Source organism: Arcicella rosea (genome assembly GCF_040543805.1).
In the GTDB taxonomy this organism is placed as follows: domain Bacteria; phylum Bacteroidota; class Bacteroidia; order Cytophagales; family Spirosomataceae; genus Arcicella; species Arcicella rosea.
On sequence record NZ_JBEUMS010000018.1, the window covers coordinates 31,295 to 50,265 of the forward strand.

The window sequence follows — 18,971 nt, forward strand, 5'->3', positions numbered from 1 at the left end:
AATATTGATACTTTGTACCTTTGTTAATGAATAGGTTGAAATAACGAAAAAAAATCGTTCGATTTTACAAATACATAATTTTTATGGAATTTATTAAGAAAATCGCCATCGGTGGCGACCACGCAGGGTTTGAATACAAAGCCGAATTAGTGAAATACTTAACTGGAAAAGGTTACGAAGTAAATGATTTCGGTCCATACAGCAATGCCTCTTGCGACTATGCAGATTTTGCACATCCACTTTCTTCAGCCGTTGAAAGCAAAGAATATACTTTTGGTATTTTATTATGCGGAAGTGCTAACGGAGTAGCCATTACAGCCAATAAGCATCAAGGAATTCGTGCAGGTTTAGCTTGGAATGCAGAAGTGTCTTCATTGATTCGTCAGCATAACGATGCAAATGTATTATGTATTCCAGCTCGTTTTGTGACTTTAGAAGAAGCGATTGAAATCACAAACATTTTTCTTTCAACAGAATTTGAAGGAGGAAGACATCAGTTAAGAGTAAATAAAATTCCTTGCTAATATTTTTAGAGGTATAGAAAATAAAAGCGGTCGAAATTAGTTTTTCGACCGCTTTTATTATATCCTATTATTCAATTCATAAACGCCATTTCCAATTGAATGATACTTCCTAGCCAAAGCAGGAATTCGTTTAAATAATTTTGGAGCAAGATTTACTTTGTCGATAATAAATTCAGGATAATCGTTCTCTACATTTCTAAGAATATTGATAACGTTATCGTAGTTGTCAAGATTTTCTAATTCATATTTAGCCAAACTCCAGTTGATATATGGCGTAGCAACATAATTGTTTTTATATTCTTCCATGCCATCGCCGAGTACCAATATTTTTTTATTACTCAATTTAATATCTGGCTCTTCCTTCAATTTCAAGCTTTTTAATTGTACTAAAGTTTCCACCCCTTTGAAGTAAACAGCTTGATAGTGAATCAATAATACAGCAGCGAATAAACCTAGACAAGTCAACTCCGCCAACCAAGCTCTTTTAGTATTGTTAAAGAAACTTACTGTGAAGAAAGCAATGGCAGGTACAAAAATGATGAATTGCATCGGGGCTAAAAAAGGCATCAAACCGATAGAAACCACACCTGCAATTGCCCAAATCATCATTACTTGTTGGCAACGAATTTGGTAGTTATTAAAACCTACAGCATTGACTAATCTTAAAAAACCTAAAACTCCAAAAGTAATTGGCAATAACAAAGTAGCGAGCAAACTTCGGAAGTCATTCAAATCATACTGACGAAGTTGGAAAACCGAAGAAATAAAATTTCTTGAAAAGGCTTCGTAAGTACCACTTAAATAGAAAAACAAAGCTGTAAGCGATAAAGGGAAAATAAAGCCAAATATTGATAATGAATGCTGACGTAACGTTGTACCACTAAAGAATAAAAGGGAAGCCGTAGCCCATAAAATAAATACACCTGCTGGTGGATAAAACAAAGTAGCAATACCAATTAAAAAGCCAATCTCAAATACTTCATCGGTAGCCTCCAATCGGTTCATTTGTTTTACCAATGTTCCTAATGAAAGCAATACAAAAGTGGTTGCCATCAAAACGGGCGACAGAGTACAGCAGTCGAAAGAAATATTCATGAACAATAAATAGAATAGCCCTGGCAAGTAGTTTCTTTTGGCTAAAATATCTCTATTATTGACCATTACATTAAAGTAAACAGCCTGAAAATATGTAAGGAAAAGTGCGACGATTTGATAGACAGATTGTGAACGACCGAAAAGTCCGTCGAGTCCAGCATAAACCAAAGTAGAAAGTGGCGCAGTATTATCCCAAATTTCAGCATACATTACAAAGCCTTTATTGATTTGTTCGCCAACCAACATCCATTGCAATTCTGGAATTAGCTGAGGTAACCCAACCAAATACACGGGCATTCGGATAAGGATAAGTAAAATCAATAAACTAAAGATTTGATAGACAGCGTTTACTTTAAAGAAACTGAGCATATTGTATGAAGGTATTCAAGTTTTTCACGAATTTACGGTGAATCCAAGAATTATTCCGAAATTTGTGAGATTATTGAAAGAAGAGCATAAGATATTATGTGGTAGCGCAAATTACGATAATCAGAATTTGCAGAAATTAAAATTAAAATGGAATCGAAGAGACAACAACAATTCGCTAAATTAATTCAACAAGATTTGAGCGATATTTTTCAAAAAGATATGCGTACAACTTTCGGAAAGGCTTTTGTAACGATAACAGAAGTTAAAATGACCCCCGATTTGGCAATAGCAAGAGTGTATCTAAGCTTTATGTTAGCCAATGATAAAGCAGGGTTATTGCAAGACATCCGTGAAAAATCTAAACATATCAGAGGTATTTTAGGAAATAGAATCCGTAATCAAGCAAGGATTATTCCGAATCTTGAGTTTTTTATTGATGACACCGCAGAGTATGCGGCACAAATGGACGCACTAATTTCTGGATTAGATATCCCACCTTTGAAAGAAGGAGAAGAAATAGAGTTGGATTAATTGTGATTGAGTGAATGAGTGATTTAGTGATTTTTAAAGTATTAGTTTTTCGTTATTCTAAAGCTGATACTTTATTAAGTTATTAAAAGCTTTATCACTCTTCACAAATCGAAGCGTCGCAATCTTCACAGCAAAATCACTAAATCACTCATTCACTCAATCACAATTGGTAACTGACCTATGAATTTCCCTTTCTTTATTGCTAAACGATACTTTTTTGCTAGAAAGAAAACTTCCTTCATCTCCTTGATTTCGATGATTTCGATGTTGGGTGTGGGGGTTGGAACGATGGCTTTGGTGGTAGTATTGTCGGTTTTTAATGGATTAGAGGATTTCCAAAGAGGTTTATACAAAAGCTTTGATGCTGATTTAAAGATTAGTCCGAAGAAAGGGAAATACTTCAATTGTCCGCCAGCCTTATTACAAAAAATTGGTAAAGTACAAGGTGTAGAAAGTATCACACAAGTAATTGAAGAGAATGTTTTGTTGCGTTATCGTGATGCACAAATGGTTGTCAACCTAAAAGGCGTTGATGAAAGTTTCTTGAAACAAGAACGTTTGAAGAAAATGATGATTGACGGTCACGCAATATTGGATGATAATGGTATTGCTTATTCAATAGTCGGTTCGGGGATTGCAGTAAAATTAGGAATTGATATTGATGCTTTTTTTACACCATTAGAAGTTTGGTATCCAAGAAATAAGCAAAGTAAGACCTTAGATTTTTACGCAACCGACGCATTTAATAAACAAAATTTAGTACCTGCTGGAATCTTTGCGATTGAACAGCAGTATGATGATAATTATATTTATGCACCACTTTCGTTTGCTCAGAGCTTATTCGAGTTAAACAATCAACGCACAGCGATTGAAATAAAAGTAGCCAACGAGGAAGCTACTGCGAATATTCAAGATAAGATACAAGAAATTTTAGGGACAAATTATATCGTTCAGAATCAAGATGAGCAACATGCCAGTTTGTTGAGAGCGATTAAAATCGAAAAGCTTTTTGTGTTTTTAACACTTACTTTTATTATTGGCATTGCCAGTTTTAATATATTTTTCTCGCTTTCAATGTTAGCCATCGAGAAAAAAGAAGATGTTAAAACGCTTTACGCAATGGGTGCAGATTCTCGAATGATTCAGAAGATATTTTTATCAGAAGGTGCTATTGTTGCTTTTACAGGAGCAATTGTCGGTTTGATTTTAGGTTTTACTCTATGTTGGTTGCAACAAAGTTACGGTTTTATTTCGATGGGAATTGTTGGTGCATTGATTGATGCTTATCCAGTTAAAATGCAATTCTCAGATTTCTTTTTCACAACCATTGTAGTTGTTCTGATTACTTTATTAGCATCATATTTTCCAGCCAAGCGAGCTGCCAATGTAGAGATTGTTTAATGACAATTTATAAACATGAGTCATCCTGAATTTTTCTCTGAAATAATGAGTTTTAGAGGGTTGTATTATTGTCTAGTCCTTACTTTTCTTGTCTTGAAACAAGAAAAGTAACAAAAGAAATTCAAGAATTCCTAAACTCGCTACCGCTCAAACAGTAGGAATTCGTTGTTCATCAATCATAAACATGAGTCATCCCGAATTTTGGGCAAAGCTTATCCATAGGATATTGTGAATGGCTATTCTTACTCTGTAAATCGGTATCGAAGCATTTCGGTACCGATTTCCTGTTCTATGACACCATTGTTTTAATACTAATTGTATCCAATTTCCCCAATTGGTAATTAGGTTCATCAAAAAGTCATAGATAAGTGCTACGATTCCAAGTAACTTACAAGTATTCTCGAAAAACCATAATCTTGGAGACTCAATGGCTAATTCTGTTTTACAAAATCTAAAGGTCTGTTCTATAGACCATCTGTGCATATAAGAATGACACATTTCCCAAGCCTGTTCGACATTTTCAATTTGAATTGAAGTAAGCAGATACAAAGGAGATTGATGATTTTTCCTATCTCTAACAATTACTAAAGACAAAGGAATTTTTTCAAAATTAGGGTGTTGTACATCTGCCCATGCGATAGAAATACTCTTGGCTATTTTACGTTGGTTATCAAATACAATCTTACGGTGTCTAGCTTTGAAGGAACGAGCGAGTAAATGTGTCTTCTTTTTACCTTTATCAGCATGAACGAGTAGATGATTTTTCTTCCAACGAAATAAGAAATCTTGTTCAAAGTGCGTAAACCACAGCGGCGGCCGCCATTCAATCGTCCAAGTATTAGCGTAACCTCTATCAAGTACATGTAAAACACCTTTACCAATAGAATTATTCAACTTTTCCAGCATCCTAAAAATAATATTAGAGCCGTGTTCTTTATGCTTTCCCCTTGTAGTCCACCAAGTCATTTGACAAACACTGGGTACTTCACCCAAAGCAGAAAGTAATGTAGCAGTCCAGCGATAACCTGGCACACAGATACGACTTACTGGTGGACGATAAAAACCTTTCTTGACTTTTGTCAGACGTTTTGCTTTACTACTTTCTACACTGCATAGACCTTCGGTAAACCAGCTCTCATGTTTCTCTATTTTACTATCGTCCCACACTAACAAAGGGCGTTTTCCTATTTGGATTAGTTGTTCAATGCGTTTTTTACTGCGAGCAAATAGAAAATCATCAATCACAGTAGCTGTCCATTTCTTTGAACGTAGAAGGTTACTGATACGTTTTGTTCCTGCTGGAGCATGATTGAATCCACAAATAAATCCTCCTAACTCACTCAGAAGCAACCCAATAGGGCGATTCCTGTTCAGAAGAATAGCAACAAATAAATTGTAGAAAGTCTCAACAAGACGTTTATCAAGAAGATTGTCTAAAGTAAATGCTAAATCAGAAAGTTAAACATCTATTTTTTTAAGAAGAAAATACGAAGCAGTTGTTTTTTTTGTAAAACTATCGTTTTTTGTAGAAGTGCCTTGTGCATAATAAAACCTCCTGTTTTTTGTGTTTGTCGTAATTCACAAAATTAAACAAGGAGGTTTTTGTTTGGCAAGTCATCCACAAAATTCGGGATGACTCATGTTTATGAGTAAAATTTTAGTTTATGCTTCACTAAGCGTTTCGCCTTCCCATTTGCTTACAACTACTGTAGCAACTGCGTTTCCAACAACCGATGTTGCCGAACGACCCATATCTAAGAAAGGATCTACGCCAAGAAGTAATACCAAACCTTCCTGTGGAAGTCCAAAGAGGGTCATTGTTCCCATAATTACCACCAAACTAGCACGTGGCACACCAGCGATACCTTTGCTCGCTAATAACAGTGTTAGAAGCATTGTAATTTGTTGGTCTAAGTTTAAAGGCATTCCATAAGCTTGCGCAATAAAACCCGTTGCGAAAGTCATATACATCATCGAGCCATCTAAATTAAAACTATAACCCAAAGGCAAAACAAAACCAATGATTCTTTCGCTGATGCCTAAACTTTTCAAAGACTCAATTTGCTTTGGCATTGATGCTTCTGAACTCGCAGTACTGAATGAAAGTAAAATAGCATCTTTCATCGTTGCCATTAAACGCCAGTAAGGGATTTTCAATAAATAGCAAATCAACCAAAGTACCACGAAAATAAAGAAGAGTAAAGCAGCGAAGAAGCAAATAATTAAGTAAGCATAAGATACTAAAACGCCTAAACCATTTTGTGCAATTACGTTGGTCATGGATGCAAAAACGGCAAAAGGAGCTAACAACATAATATAGCCTACGATTTTGAAGATGGCTTCGCCAATCCAATCAATGCCTTTTGAGATTTTTTTACCATGTTCGCCCATTGTTGCTAAAGCGATTCCAAAAACGATTGAAACCATAATGATTCCCAACGTTTTATTTTCTGCAAAAACTTGAAAGATATTATCTGGAAAAATTTCAAAAAGGAAATCTCTGAAGGTTTTTAGAGGTTTTGCGGTTACTCCAGTTTCAATACCTGAAGCTGGTAATTTCCAAGTGCCAAATTCTCCGGGACGAGTAATATTTACGAAAACTAAGCCAACTAGTAAAGAAAGAATAGTAGCGAAGTAGAAATAAGCTAATGTTTTTAATCCGATTCTGCCTACCAAACGGAAATCACCTAATTTGGCAACACCTACAGATAAAGTACAAAAAATAAGTGGACCAACAATTAAGTGAATGCTTCTTAAAAAAATATCTCCTAATAGTTTAATGTTCTTACTAACATCAGCAATTTGCTCAACACTTAGTTGAGTGTGCATGATTTGTCCTACAATTATTCCGATAATAAAACCGATGATAATTTTAGTGGTAATGTTTAGCTTCATTTAAGATTAAGTTTGTTTGGGTCGAAATGATGAGATTTTACTCGTTGATTTCAATGAAATGCATTTTGTCAAAACGAATTAACACAAAAAATCCACTCTTTGCAAATTAGAGTGGATTTTGCTTTATTGAAAATATCGTTTATAAATGGGTTTTCTGTATAAAAATTGAAGATAAAGTAAGGGATACATTAGATAATCCGTCAAAATAAAAGGAGTGTTGAACGTTATCTCATCAATAATTACCGTACCCGATTCTTCACTTAGCATTGTATGTTGATGATGCCAATATTTTAGAAAAAATGGGAGCGTCGTTCCTTCGTCAATAAAGTAAATCTTGGAGTCTGTTGTTTTTTGTTCGATGATTGAAGAAATCCAATCTTGTTTAAAAAGAATAAAATTTAATTCTAAATGAACAATATCACCTTCGAGACAACCATCAAATTGTCGGACAATAACAGGAGGAAAAGGAGGGGAGAGTGCTTTGAATAAAGATAAATTAAAACCTTTCCAAACATTGTGAAGGCTTTGATTTACTTTAGTTTTAATCAGTATTTTCATGGAATTTTAGCTTAAGTAGCTATGCTATTCCAAGCTGTTTATGATGTTTTGTTATCAATGATTTACCAAGCTTTAGAAGTAAATAAACTAACGATAGCGGCAACAATAGCTTTTACAACACTTACAAAAGCACTGGTAATAAATTCTACAGTTGACTTTACTCCATTCGCAATCCATTGAATCAGGGATTTAGTAAAGTGATTATCAGCAGGTTTTTCAGGCTCTTTTTTTAGCACTTGGTTTGCTTGAATAACTTCAAAATGTTGACTATTGTTTCGTAATGTATCTTGTTTATTACGATGTTTGGTGTGCATCACTGTAGAATATTCAATCAATCCAAAACCAGAAGCTTCGGAAAAAACCATTAAAGAAAATATGAAGATAAATATGGTTTTCATTTGATTTAAGATGTTGAGGTTCAATAATACTGCAATTTACTAAAGGTTTTAAAATTGTTATATAATTTGATGAAGTTTAATGCTTTGAAGTGTCTGAAACTTTTTGAAAGATGTTTAGGCAAGTCTAGTTCCATTAGGCACTTTTCTTTCAACAGAAGCCAAAACTACTTCACCATCTGGCAAAACAATTCCTGTTACTAATACTTCTGAGAAAAAATTAGCGATTTGTCTTGGCGGAAAATTCGTTACACAAATTACTTGGCGACCAATCAAATCTTCTTTACTGTAAAGCTTTGTAAGTTGGGCTGATGAATTTTTAATACCTAGTTCATCACCAAAATCAATGGTTAATTGATATGCTGGCTTTTTGGCTTTTGGGAAATCTTTTGCTTCTAAAATTGTCCCGACTTGAAGTTTCACTTTTTCAAAATCTTCCCAAGAAATAGCCTCGTTATTGGTGTTATTTATCATAGATTAATTTGATTAGGTAAATTTCCTTTTTCGTAAAACAGGTATTTTTACGCTAAAATCTTCAATGAAAACTCCCTTATTTTGTTGAAGAAATACATCTAAACATTGAAAAATTAGATGCTACACCTACACTCTGTATGTTTTTCATCATTTAATAAGTACATTTTATACATTTTTTTTACTTCTATCAATCTTTAAAAGCTATGAATGAAAATGTATCTTTTCAGTTGAAGGACGAATCAGGAGATGTGTTCAAGCCAGATGATGTATCATTTGTATTGTATTCACAAGTGCTTAATATTCTCTACGTAAAGTTAAAAAATAATTTTAGTGAAACCGTACAAATTGGAGTACCTAAAAGAAAAAAAAGCATACTCCAAGAATGGTTAGATTACCATAATATTTACTATCCGCCTGAGGATTTTTTATGAAATTACAATACCTATTTTTAGTATTAATAACGACTAACCCTTGCAGATTTTTAGTTCAATTACACAATTACCTCTATCCCTTAAAGTGTTGTGGTGCTATTTTTCAAAAGAAAGTAGTACCACTTTTTTAAGCTTGAAATCCATTATTTCTCATAAAACTCAATGGGTAATCCATCTGGGTCACTTATAAAAAAGAATTGTTTATCAGTGAATTCATCAATTCTGATACTCTCGCAGTCGATATTGAATCCTGTTAAATAATTATGTGTTTCTTGGACATCATTTACTTCAAAAGCTAAATGTCTTAAACCACAAGATTCGGGGCGAGAAGCACGAGCAGGAGGGTTTGGAAATGAGAATAACTCTATTTGATAGATTCCATTTACAGATAAATCTAATTTATAGGAATTTCTTTCGCTTCTGAACACTTCGTTTTCTATTTTGAAACCAAGTATTTCTGTATAAAACTTTTTAGAGATTGTATAATCAGCACAAATAATAGCAATGTGATGGATTTTGTTGATGGCTAACATATTCTTATGTTTTTATTTCAACAAAGATATTGATTGAGCTAGCATTCATCAAATAATAATTATCTAATAATTACCTTACTTGCAGTGGCGGCTGCCCCAATCTCTCATGGCAACATGAGAACTTTTGGTGAAAAAAAACCTCATCTCAAAAAGAGGTGAGGTTTGAGTAGGGTCTTTAGCAATTAATATAAGCCCATTTCATCTGCACTTGGTCCATAACAGCCAGGAATTGGAATATCAAGTAAGCGGAGAAAAACACCTAATTGAGCTCTATGATGTACAATTTGACAATAAGCATGGCGAATGGTTTCGCTTTTTGGAGTAGTACTATAAATAGTGTCGCCGTTTCTTAATGTCCAATTATCATTTAGCTGTTCTTCACTGGCAGCTAATAAATGAGCTTTAGCATCTTCAATATTTTTTTCAAAAACCTCTAAAAGTTCAACGGTTGAATTAACTTTCAAGGGTTCATAAGGAGTCGCTGCAAAATCTAATTCGCTAGTAGTTAAAGCAAGTCCAACCCATGAAGGTAACTCGGCAATGTGTTTTGCAAGTGTTAGAACAGTCATACTTCTAGGGTGAGGTTGCCAGTTGAATTTTTCATCTGGTACTATTGATAACATTTTACGAGTACTAACCGCTTCTTGGTCTAACTCTTTTAAGAACATTGCAATCATCGTCATGTTGTTTGTTTTTTGGTTGATAATGCAAATAAAACAGACGCTACTGACAACCCTATGTCAGTGATTTTTCAAGAATTTTAAATATAATTTAATAGTTTACTGGAAGTAGTTTCATATAGTCAGCCAAAGGAATGTGGTCATTTTTTTGAAAAGGTATTTGAGTATTTTTAACATCTAAAATTCTGGATACTCTAAAATCACGATAAGTATTTCGCTTATAGCACCAAGCAATTAAATGCCAATTAAAGGCATAAAAAACTAAGCCGATAGGTTCTGCTCGACGATGACTAATTTCGTCTTTGTTATTTTTATAATCAAAATCAATGATTGTTTTAGCAGAGATAGATTGTTGTAAATCAGATAAGTATTCATAGTTCTGCTCAATACAAGGAGAAATTTGGTATTTGATATTATCTGAAAGTAAATCAATTTTATCTTTTTGAGCATTCGGCAATACAGATTTTACTTTATTCAAAGCATTTGAGTAATGTTTTTGAATGGATTTATCAGTAAAACGATAAACGATTGATTCCATTAAAAGTAAAGCATTTGCTTCGTCGCTCGTCAAAGAAATAGGCGGAAGAAAAAAACCTTGTACGATAAAATATCCTTTGTTCGGTTCAAAACCTAACGGAATTCCCGACTCATTTAAAGCTTTTAAATCTCTGTAAACAGTACGAACACTGATTTGAAATTTCTCCGCAATTTTTTCGGCTGAAGTATATTTTTTAGATTGTAAAAAAGTAAAAATGCCAAAGAGTCTATCAATACGATTCATGAAAAATTAGTTTAGATTAAGCAGATGAATTCAAATTTATGATAAATAATTTGTTGACTAACTATTATTTCTCATAAAGCATTGTCTTTGAGTTTGTTGATTTTATAATACTATGTTTAAGAGAAAGAATTGTTAGCTATATATAAACTGTAAAATAGCATAAAAATAAATTCTTGATTGAAAGGGCTTTTTTTTTCGATTAAATAATTGTTTAAGCGTTCATCTTTATTATCTTTGTTGTAACAACACACTAAAATATATATCATACTATTAAGGTTCATTTTTGTTAAATATGAGATTTTTGTTTACCCAACGTTGGGTATTGAGGTCTTGTAATTTAATTACTGTGAACCATATACTATGTAATTTGAATCCGAACTAAGTAATAAATGTTAATTTCTCAATTTCTCAAAAGAATTGTTCTGTTAATTGTATGCTTTTATTTTAATGGGTTAAGTGCATCAGCCAAAGGCATAGATTTATCAAAAACTACTTCTCCGTTAGATATTTCGTCTTTTGTAGAGTATTATGAAACGAATAATGTTAAGTTAACACTTCGTGATATTCAACATCGACAGTTTATTGCTCATCCCCAAAAAGCAATTCATTTTGGTTTTTCTGACGTTACTCGTTGGTTCAAAATTACTTTATATTCTTCAAAAACTACTAATTGGTCATTTGAATGTGGAAATCCATTAATTGAGTATTTTGATGTTTTCATCCCAAATGGAAACAATAATTTTAATATTATAAAAGGAGGTTGTTTTGTGGCTAAAGAAAAAAGAAATTATAGCTCAAATCACCCAATTGTTCTTTTTCCTCTATTAGCTAACCAACCCAAGACACTTTATATAAAAATTACTAGCCAAAGAGGTTTTTATACAAAATTTTTGGTGATGCCCGAAAAGGCTCAAGAAATTAAAAGCCGTTCAGACGACCGTAGAAATTGGTTTTTCGATGGGGTTCAACTTTTTGGAAATCTATTGATTGGAATCATTGCTTTTTTCTTACTAAAAACAAATGCCTATAGCGTTTTTGCCTTTTATTCCTTTTGCATTTCTATCACTGTGTTAGGATATCATGAGTCACTTGGAGATTTATTTACCAGTAATCCAATCCTTTCATCGCTTATTAATACTTTTCCTTATCGACTTTTAGTTGTCCCTGAAATCGTTTTAACATTTTATATTTTGCCAATCACTACGCAATTTCCAAGATGGATAAAATGGTATTTATATTTCATTATTCTTGCCACTTTTACCTTGTTATTTGCAATATGTGTAGATTATAATTGGAAATGGATAAAAATGAATGTTTGGAATTCTGTGCTTGCAGAAATCACAATTCTTTTACTCTTTGCTTATGCTTACTACAAAAAAATCAAACTTGAAGGATACTTTGTCTGCTCTTTTTTATTTAGCTTTTTAGGTTTTTTATTTCTACAATTAAGGTTATTGCAAGTCATTGATTTCGATTGGATTCATCATATTATTTTTCTTGCAGAAATGTCAAAAATTGTATTTTTCATATTTTTAGTCTTTCATTTTTTTAAGCGCATACAACCTGAAAAAGTAGAAGCTAAAATACCAATTTTGGTAAATACAATTGCTGATTTTTCAGATGAAGAATTGATTGAAACAAGTAATGTTGATAAAGAACAGAACAAAAATAATAAGTTAAATAAAGCCTTAAAAACAATAAAAGGGGAGCATGTTTTGAGTCCACCAGATGATGTTTTTTTACAAAGAATAGATGAAATAATTGAAAATAAACTTTCAGATAGCACTTTCAATATTGTTGATTTAGCAGATGCTTTGAACCTAAGTGCGGTTCAATTAAGGAGAAAATTAAAGACACAGACCAATCAAACAACAGTAGAATACATCAGAAATTATCGATTAAAAAAAGCTGCCGAATTATTAAAAAATCGTAATGGAAATATCTCAGATGTTGCCTTTCAAGTAGGTTTTGAAAGTCTTTCATATTTCACAAAGGTTTTTCAAGAATTTTATGGAAAATCACCCTCTGATTGGTTGAAAACGCATTAATAGTACTTTACCTAGTATCGTTTGTTTAAAATAGTATTTTTTTGGTAAAATGTACTAAATGAGCTAATTTTTGTCGATTTCGAGCTAATAACCTAAGAACTAAAAATTGCATTTTTGTAATAGTAATACTTGCCAAGATTATGAAAAAATTATACCTAACAAAAAGTAGTCAAATTGCTCTAAACGAAATTTTATATTTAAAGAGTGATGAAAACTACACGACTGTCCATACCACAAATCAAGAACGTTTGCTTGTGGCTCGTACTTTAAGAGTGATGCAAGAAAGGATAAATGATGAATTCACTTTCATACGAATAAGCAACAATCATGTAGTGAATATTGCCTTTATGAATGGATGGAGAAAGGAAGATAAAAAGTTAGTGATAATTCTGGAAGATGGTCAAGAATTAATTGTATCAAGAAGAAGAATAAGTGAGTTCAGAGAAGCTATTAGGAAAACGCCTAAGGCAATTTTATTGAAGAAGAAGTCAAGATAAAGTTAAACACATAAAGACATTCTAAAAGTAATGTCATTGTCTCTCAAAAACCTAACACACCCAAAGTAGAATCTAGTTTTCTGGATTCTTTGCCTGCTAATAAAGTTTTTACTTTAGTGGCAGGTTTTTTTATTAAAGGCACCACCCAAAACAAATGTTTCGGATGATGCCTTTTTAATACTATTGCAAAACGTTTACTCTGTAAAAGAATGGTGAGCTATAGAAGGCTCCACCAGTAATGTTTGCACCAGTGTTAGCAGCATTGTAAGTCTTACCATTAGTAAGTTTCATTGTGCCTGTAATTTCAAAGCGATCACCTGCTGCAATATCTCCTATAACAAGTTTAGATGCCGCTAAAGCTTCTGTTCCTGTTACCGTAATTGTTGCTCTAGGATATCCTGTAATAGCATCTTTAGTAAATGCTGATGCAAGAATTGTTTTAAGAGGGAGTATTGACGTAGTTTTTGTGCCATTTGAAGCAGTAGCATCCACAAACTTTACAAACAATTCATAAGATGCAAAGTCTGCTCCTTTATTTGGCGTTACAGCCTCAGCAACAATCTCCATTTTTGTACCACCCATGTCTGTAATTTTATAGTTGAAAGTAGATGAAGAAACAGGGTATGGACTTACAGTACGGACATATCCACCAGTCTCAAGAGCATCTAAATCAATTGGTTCAACTATTTCGGTTTTGCAAGCTAATATTACTAGCCCGCAAATCATTAAAATTGAATATTTTAAAATGTTTTTCATGATATTTTAATTTTAAGGAAATTCAAAAGCTAATATTATTTGAACAATGTTGCAGGATTATTATCCCAGAATACCGGAGAAGTCATATTCGCCTTTTGTTTAGCATTTGCGTTTCTACTAACAAATGAGGTAGGATAATAGAAAGAACGAATAAATGCTCCAGGATTTGGGTCTAAAGCTGGCTGTAGGTTTTTAGGCATTCCCGTTCTTCTGTATAAGTTATAAGACTCAATACCATTACCATATAAAGCAAAGTAATATTCAGTCGCTACGATGTTAAGTCTGTCTGAATCTGAAGTCGCAGATGAATAAGCACTTAATACAGCTGTAACATAATTGTTTACCTCGTTAGCCCATACTATATTATTAGCGGCTTCGAAAGTTGCTATTTTTCCTCCTTCAGCAGAAGCTAAGATAAAAGTACGAACATCAGTCATTGATTTACGAACAGCAGATTCCAAAAGCGTTTTAGCATCGCCAGTTGTACCCAATGTAATGGCAGATTCAGCCAACATAAAGTCTGTAAATGAAGACATTAAAATTGGGTGAATTCCAGCACCAGCCGCACCTGTTACTAATGCTACTGGTTTACCATTATCATTGTCGTATTGCCCACCAGCAGGGTATAATCCCCAAGCTGTTCTTCTTAATCCATCTGGTGGAATACCTTCGTTACTCAAATGGTCACGTCCCCAATACCCTACGTTAGTTGGTAAACAGTAGTAATCTGTTGCAGCGTAGTGGTTAGGTTTTTGATTCGTAATACAACGGATTTCGTTGACATCCTTAGAATTGACAATAACTTGACGATAAAAATATGAACGAATTCTTGGGTCTTTTTTATCATACATGCTACCCATGTAGGCATTAGACTGATAATCTCCACCACCTGTTGACGAATATTGACCAGCATATCTAGGATGTCTATTATCTGGGTTTACTTGGTTAATACCAAACTTGAAAGTAAAATTCTGTGAAGTAGATGAAATTAATTTTCCACCAGCTATTAAGCTATTGATTGCTGTTCTTGAACTAGCTGCATCAATCAATCTTTTGTTCAATAAAATTTTCAATTTCAAAGTATTTGCAGCACGAATCCAGTTATCAACATTTCCAGAATAATAAAGGTCTGTTGTTAAACCTGATTTAGATTTAGCTCCGAAGTTCTCAATAGCTTTATCAACATCCGCTAAAGCAGCGGTATATATAGAAGCACCACCATCAGTTTTAGGGTTGAAATTACTTGCATCCAAAGCTTCTGAGTAAGGTACATCTCCAAAAGCATCAACTAAGTTTACCATTACAGATGCTCTAAGGAAACGAGCCATACCTGAATGAACAAAAAACTCGCCTTTTTCAGCTAAAGGAATGAGCGTTTTGATGTCGTTCAAAATACCAGCATAGGCAGTAGTCCAAGTTCCATCAAGACCTCCCGGAGTAACAGCATTATCATAAATGGCAGCTCCAGCATTCAACATTCTGGTTAATCGCATTCCTGGGTCACTTAATTGGTTAAAATGACCTGAGTAACTAATCTGGATTTGACTCGCTAAATAGTTTATATCGGTATTTCCAGTTGTTACTGCGTTTGGATTGTCAAGTAAGTCGAGTTTACACGAGCTTACCAGTATGGCTGACAAAACAAACAAATATTTTATGAATTTATTTATCATCTTTTTATGAATTATAATGAAAATATCATTAATTAGAATTCCCTAAGCAATGTTTGTCGTTGTTTAGAAAGTCAATTTCAATGTTCCTCCTAGTCTTCTAGAGCTTGGTCCGGTCAAGAATTCAAAACCTAAACCATTACCTACACCTAAGCCTAAATTATCTGTATCAAGATTCAAACCTTTTGGAATGTGTAAAGCTTTGTACCATAAGTTATTACCCGACAAACCAATACTTGCACCTTTAATACCTAATTTACCCAAAAACTTTTTAGGCAAGCTATAAGATAATGATACTTCTTGTAGACGAATAGTTGAACCATCGTAGATTCTACCTTCATCACCAAAGAAATAAACGTTGTTGAAGTTAATATCAGAACCAGTAACTTGGATGTCGTTTGCTGAACCATCTGCTTTAACACCTGGGAAGATAAAAGTTTGAGCCCTGTCATAACCTGTTTCACTACCTGATTCAATCGTTAAACCACGACCTAACAAAGCACCCGCAGAAGATGAGTACATTGCTCCACCATGACGATAAGAAACCATTACGCTCAAGCTTAGTCCTTTGTAATTGAATCCATTAATCATACTAGAAACAAAGGCTGGGTTAGGGTCACCTAGAATCACTGGAGAAGTAGTTGCCTGTAAGTTTCCAGAACCATCAATCAATAATTTACCTTCAGCATTTCTACGGAAACCAGTTCCTTTAATTACGTTGAATGGCTGACCAACGATAGCGTAATTGCCCAATGATGAACCAAAACCTGTTACTTGTACTTCTTGGATAGTTCCACCTAAATCTAATACTTCTGGAGTATTGCGTGAATACGTCAAAGTTACATCCCACGAGAATGGACCTTTTGTTACAGGTGTTCCTGTTAAACTAAACTCAATCCCTTGGTTTCTGATTTTACCAACGTTAATCGTAGTACTTGTATAACCTGTAGAAGCATCCAAAGGAGCACTTGTAATCAAGTTTCTAGTATCTCTACGATACACAGTAAGGTCGAAGCCAATTTTATTATTGAATAATTTACCTTCTAAACCTAATTCAGTTTCAGTATGCAATTCAGGTTTTAGATTTGGGTTACCTAAACTATTGTCAACTGAATGTGTTTGAATTGGAGAAGATGTTAACCAACCTCTTGCATTTTGATTTAAGATATTTCTTGTTTGATACGGGTTAGGGAAACCAGCAGAAGTACCTACGCCAACTCTAAATTTCAAGAAATTAATTGCATTACTACTAAGTCCTTCAAAGGCAGTAGTAGGAACAAATGAAAGGCTGGCAGATGGATAAAAAATTCTACGATTTTCAGCCTCTACTGTAGATGTCCAGTCATTTCTTCCAGCTAAATTCAAGAACAAATAGTTGTTATAGTCAGCAGTAACTTCTCCAAAAATACCATAACGAGTTTGTTCTGAAGTAAAGTTTGATGCTACGTTATCAATAAAGTTTGAGTGGCGAAATAAATTACGTGCTAATTGGTTCTGGCTTGAGATATTATAGAGAGAGAATCTATCATTTCTCATGTTACCCCCTAATTTAGCTGATAAGCTTAATTTATCAGATACCGTTTTATTGTACGAAAGAATCATTGAGTTATCCCAAATCGTATTCTTGAAGTTTAGTGTATTGTAAAAACCATTTACAAAAGACACCCCACCTTTGTTTAGTAAAAATTCTTGCGTTTCATCATAAGTATCTAAACCGATTTTATAAATCAAAGCAAGTTCTTTAGTGATATCTAAATTGAATGATGTTGCAGAAAAGAATCTGTTTACAACACCAGTGGTTTTATAGTTGTTCAATATCCATCTTGGGTTAGGAATATCGTTACCACTTCTAAAATATACAGAGCTACCATCTACAGGGTTTTCGTAAGGCCAGCCCATTAAATCTACTTGGCGTGGCGTAAACATTACGTTTGCCAAAACTGAAGGGAAATCATTTGCATTATTACCTTGTCCAGCACTTAATGGAGGAGATGTTTGGTCTGTATTTGAGAAGTTAAACGAAGTGTTAACTGTCAATTTTTTCGATAATTGAGCGTTTAATCCTAGCCCTAAATTCAATCTTTTCAAACCATTGTTCGGAATATAACCCTGTTCATTGTTATAACCCGCCGATATGTTATAACTAACCTTTTCGCCACCTCCAGAAATGTTCATAGAAGTATTTGCAATAATACCAGTACGGAAAAAATCACTAACGTTGTTAGGGAAGAATTGCATGGTATAAGGAGTAACGGATGCTACATACGAAGCCATTGCATCTCTAGCAGCAGCGTTAGTTAAAAATGCGTAAGGGTGAGTTGTTAATGCTGTGTTGGTATTCTGTGAAGCATAATTTTTAGCTTCTTCTAATGAAGGTCCCCAGTTACTAAAGAAGTATCCTAAGTTTTGTTGAAAACCACCCACATAAGAATTTTGGTATCTAGGCAAGTGAGCCGTATTGGTAAAAACAGACTGAGTAATAGAATATTCTGTTTTTCTAGCTTTTTTAGTGCCGTTTTTAGTAGTAATTAAAATTACTCCATTTCTACCTTGGTCACCATAAGTAACTGTAGCAGCCAACCCTTTCAATACTGTTACGTTTTCGATATTGTTGGGGTCAATATCAAGAAAACGGCTTGAAGACGACTGTCCACCACCTGTAAAACCACCACGAGTGTTGGTATTTGAGTTGAAAGGTACACCATCAACAACAAATAAAGGCTGTACAGAACCCGTAATCGAAGAATAACCACGAATCGTAATGTTTGTACCTGTACCAGTAACCCCAGAAGTTGAAGTGATGTTTACACCTGGAATTTTACCTTGAAGTACACGACCGATATCTGATTGAGGCTTATCTTCAATAACCTTTTTGTCTAATGAAGTAACAGAATATCCAAGTGCTCGTTTTTCTCTGACAATCCCTTGTGCTGTTACTACTACTTCAGATAATTGTTGATTGTCACTAGTAAGCTGAACATTAATAACAGCTTGACTACCTACTGCGACTTCTTTAGGAGCGAAGCCAACAAATGTGAATCGGATTGTGCCACTCGAACTTACTGGGAGAGAGTAATTTCCATTAGCATCAGTGGTTGTTCCTTTGGTACTACCTTTCAATTGAACAGACACTCCTGGAAGACCTGAGCCATCCTCGGCTGCGGTCACTTTCCCTGTTACTTTTCTGTCTTGCGCATAAATACCTACACAACAAGTCATCATAACGAGGAAAATCGTTAGTAATTTTTTGTTCATTTAATAATTTAGTTTTGGTTTAATTTAGTTTAATGATATTGTGTTATTTCTAACAATATCTAATTTAAAAAATTGTAC

General features: G+C 33.9%; 17 protein-coding genes. 5 read left to right on the top strand and 12 right to left on the bottom strand.

The window, feature by feature from the left end; translation table 11 throughout:
• Window positions 1-83 precede the first annotated feature (83 nt).
• The gene (gene rpiB / locus ABID42_RS20255) at window positions 84-524 is read left to right on the top strand and encodes a ribose 5-phosphate isomerase B (RefSeq protein ID WP_367285212.1); all 441 of its coding nucleotides are present in this window, start codon (window positions 84-86) and stop codon (window positions 522-524) included.
• Window positions 525-581: 57 nt separating this feature from the next.
• Here the strand turns inward: rpiB and ABID42_RS20260 are convergent, their stop codons facing one another.
• A complete protein-coding gene (locus ABID42_RS20260) occupies window positions 582-1,988 on the bottom strand; it encodes a hypothetical protein (RefSeq protein ID WP_367285213.1) in 1,407 nt (468 codons plus the stop codon).
• Between the two features lie 147 nt (window positions 1,989-2,135).
• Between ABID42_RS20260 and rbfA the strand changes: the two genes are divergently transcribed.
• Both rbfA and ABID42_RS20270 read left to right on the top strand, forming a co-directional pair.
• Window positions 2,136-2,519 carry a 30S ribosome-binding factor RbfA gene (rbfA, locus tag ABID42_RS20265; RefSeq protein ID WP_323689624.1) on the top strand — a complete coding sequence of 128 codons (384 nt, stop codon included), beginning with the start codon at window positions 2,136-2,138 and terminating at the stop codon, window positions 2,517-2,519.
• A gap of 180 nt (window positions 2,520-2,699) precedes the next feature.
• Window positions 2,700-3,920, top strand: a complete 1,221-nt coding sequence (locus tag ABID42_RS20270) for an ABC transporter permease (RefSeq protein ID WP_367285214.1) — start codon at window positions 2,700-2,702, stop codon at window positions 3,918-3,920.
• Window positions 3,921-4,109: 189 nt separating this feature from the next.
• On the opposite strand, the gene ABID42_RS20275 is transcribed toward ABID42_RS20270, so the two are convergent.
• The 8 genes from ABID42_RS20275 to ABID42_RS20310 form a co-directional block, all read right to left on the bottom strand.
• Window positions 4,110-5,270: a hypothetical protein gene (locus tag ABID42_RS20275; RefSeq protein WP_367285215.1), complete on the bottom strand. Its 1,161-nt coding sequence runs from the start codon at window positions 5,268-5,270 to the stop codon at window positions 4,110-4,112.
• 312 nt (window positions 5,271-5,582) lie between these two features.
• Window positions 5,583-6,815 carry a dicarboxylate/amino acid:cation symporter gene (locus ABID42_RS20280; RefSeq protein ID WP_323688923.1) on the bottom strand — a complete coding sequence of 411 codons (1,233 nt, stop codon included), beginning with the start codon at window positions 6,813-6,815 and terminating at the stop codon, window positions 5,583-5,585.
• Window positions 6,816-6,938: 123 nt separating this feature from the next.
• Complete coding sequence (locus ABID42_RS20285) at window positions 6,939-7,373, bottom strand: SRPBCC family protein (RefSeq protein WP_367285216.1); 435 nt, start codon at window positions 7,371-7,373, stop codon at window positions 6,939-6,941.
• Window positions 7,374-7,435: 62 nt separating this feature from the next.
• A complete protein-coding gene (locus tag ABID42_RS20290; RefSeq protein WP_323688925.1) occupies window positions 7,436-7,771 on the bottom strand; it encodes a hypothetical protein in 336 nt (111 codons plus the stop codon).
• Between the two features lie 114 nt (window positions 7,772-7,885).
• Complete coding sequence (locus tag ABID42_RS20295; RefSeq protein ID WP_367285217.1) at window positions 7,886-8,242, bottom strand: tRNA-binding protein; 357 nt, start codon at window positions 8,240-8,242, stop codon at window positions 7,886-7,888.
• 574 nt (window positions 8,243-8,816) lie between these two features.
• A complete protein-coding gene (gene gloA2, locus ABID42_RS20300) occupies window positions 8,817-9,206 on the bottom strand; it encodes an SMU1112c/YaeR family gloxylase I-like metalloprotein (RefSeq protein ID WP_323688927.1) in 390 nt (129 codons plus the stop codon).
• A 182-nt stretch (window positions 9,207-9,388) separates the two neighbouring features.
• A complete protein-coding gene (locus ABID42_RS20305; RefSeq protein ID WP_367285218.1) occupies window positions 9,389-9,889 on the bottom strand; it encodes a DinB family protein in 501 nt (166 codons plus the stop codon).
• Window positions 9,890-9,977: 88 nt separating this feature from the next.
• On the bottom strand, window positions 9,978-10,667 hold the full coding sequence (locus ABID42_RS20310; protein ID WP_367285219.1) for a helix-turn-helix transcriptional regulator: 690 nt from the start codon (window positions 10,665-10,667) through the stop codon (window positions 9,978-9,980).
• A gap of 389 nt (window positions 10,668-11,056) precedes the next feature.
• Between ABID42_RS20310 and ABID42_RS20315 the strand changes: the two genes are divergently transcribed.
• Window positions 11,057-12,715 (top strand): 7TM-DISM domain-containing protein, encoded by a 1,659-nt coding sequence (locus tag ABID42_RS20315; protein ID WP_367285220.1) that lies wholly within the window; start codon window positions 11,057-11,059, stop codon window positions 12,713-12,715.
• 140 nt (window positions 12,716-12,855) lie between these two features.
• Window positions 12,856-13,212, top strand: coding sequence for a LytR/AlgR family response regulator transcription factor (locus tag ABID42_RS20320; protein ID WP_323688931.1), 357 nt, complete (start codon window positions 12,856-12,858; stop codon window positions 13,210-13,212).
• 180 nt (window positions 13,213-13,392) lie between these two features.
• Here the strand turns inward: ABID42_RS20320 and ABID42_RS20325 are convergent, their stop codons facing one another.
• From ABID42_RS20325 to ABID42_RS20335, 3 genes are all read right to left on the bottom strand, one after another.
• Entirely contained in the window at window positions 13,393-13,968 is a 576-nt protein-coding gene (locus ABID42_RS20325; protein WP_367285221.1) for a hypothetical protein, read from the bottom strand.
• A gap of 35 nt (window positions 13,969-14,003) precedes the next feature.
• Window positions 14,004-15,608: a SusD/RagB family nutrient-binding outer membrane lipoprotein gene (locus ABID42_RS20330; protein WP_367285222.1), complete on the bottom strand. Its 1,605-nt coding sequence runs from the start codon at window positions 15,606-15,608 to the stop codon at window positions 14,004-14,006.
• Window positions 15,609-15,704: 96 nt separating this feature from the next.
• Window positions 15,705-18,893, bottom strand: coding sequence for a SusC/RagA family TonB-linked outer membrane protein (locus tag ABID42_RS20335; protein ID WP_367285223.1), 3,189 nt, complete (start codon window positions 18,891-18,893; stop codon window positions 15,705-15,707).
• Between the last annotated feature and the right edge of the window lie 78 nt (window positions 18,894-18,971).

Excerpts from the sequence above, each read along its gene's own strand:
- ABID42_RS20325 (WP_367285221.1), bottom strand. The coding sequence starts at position 13,968 with ATGAAAAACATTTTAAAATATTCAATTTTAATGATTTGCGGGCTAGTA.
- ABID42_RS20335 (WP_367285223.1), bottom strand. The coding sequence starts at position 18,893 with ATGAACAAAAAATTACTAACGATTTTCCTCGTTATGATGACTTGTTGT.
- ABID42_RS20285 (WP_367285216.1), bottom strand. The coding sequence starts at position 7,373 with ATGAAAATACTGATTAAAACTAAAGTAAATCAAAGCCTTCACAATGTT.
- ABID42_RS20320 (WP_323688931.1), top strand. The coding sequence starts at position 12,856 with ATGAAAAAATTATACCTAACAAAAAGTAGTCAAATTGCTCTAAACGAA.
- gloA2 (WP_323688927.1), bottom strand. The coding sequence starts at position 9,206 with ATGTTAGCCATCAACAAAATCCATCACATTGCTATTATTTGTGCTGAT.
- ABID42_RS20280 (WP_323688923.1), bottom strand. The coding sequence starts at position 6,815 with ATGAAGCTAAACATTACCACTAAAATTATCATCGGTTTTATTATCGGA.
- ABID42_RS20290 (WP_323688925.1), bottom strand. The coding sequence starts at position 7,771 with ATGAAAACCATATTTATCTTCATATTTTCTTTAATGGTTTTTTCCGAA.
- ABID42_RS20315 (WP_367285220.1), top strand. The coding sequence starts at position 11,057 with ATGTTAATTTCTCAATTTCTCAAAAGAATTGTTCTGTTAATTGTATGC.
- ABID42_RS20310 (WP_367285219.1), bottom strand. The coding sequence starts at position 10,667 with ATGAATCGTATTGATAGACTCTTTGGCATTTTTACTTTTTTACAATCT.
- ABID42_RS20305 (WP_367285218.1), bottom strand. The coding sequence starts at position 9,889 with ATGACGATGATTGCAATGTTCTTAAAAGAGTTAGACCAAGAAGCGGTT.
- rpiB (WP_367285212.1), top strand. The coding sequence starts at position 84 with ATGGAATTTATTAAGAAAATCGCCATCGGTGGCGACCACGCAGGGTTT.
- ABID42_RS20260 (WP_367285213.1), bottom strand. The coding sequence starts at position 1,988 with ATGCTCAGTTTCTTTAAAGTAAACGCTGTCTATCAAATCTTTAGTTTA.
- rbfA (WP_323689624.1), top strand. The coding sequence starts at position 2,136 with ATGGAATCGAAGAGACAACAACAATTCGCTAAATTAATTCAACAAGAT.
- ABID42_RS20295 (WP_367285217.1), bottom strand. The coding sequence starts at position 8,242 with ATGATAAATAACACCAATAACGAGGCTATTTCTTGGGAAGATTTTGAA.
- ABID42_RS20270 (WP_367285214.1), top strand. The coding sequence starts at position 2,700 with ATGAATTTCCCTTTCTTTATTGCTAAACGATACTTTTTTGCTAGAAAG.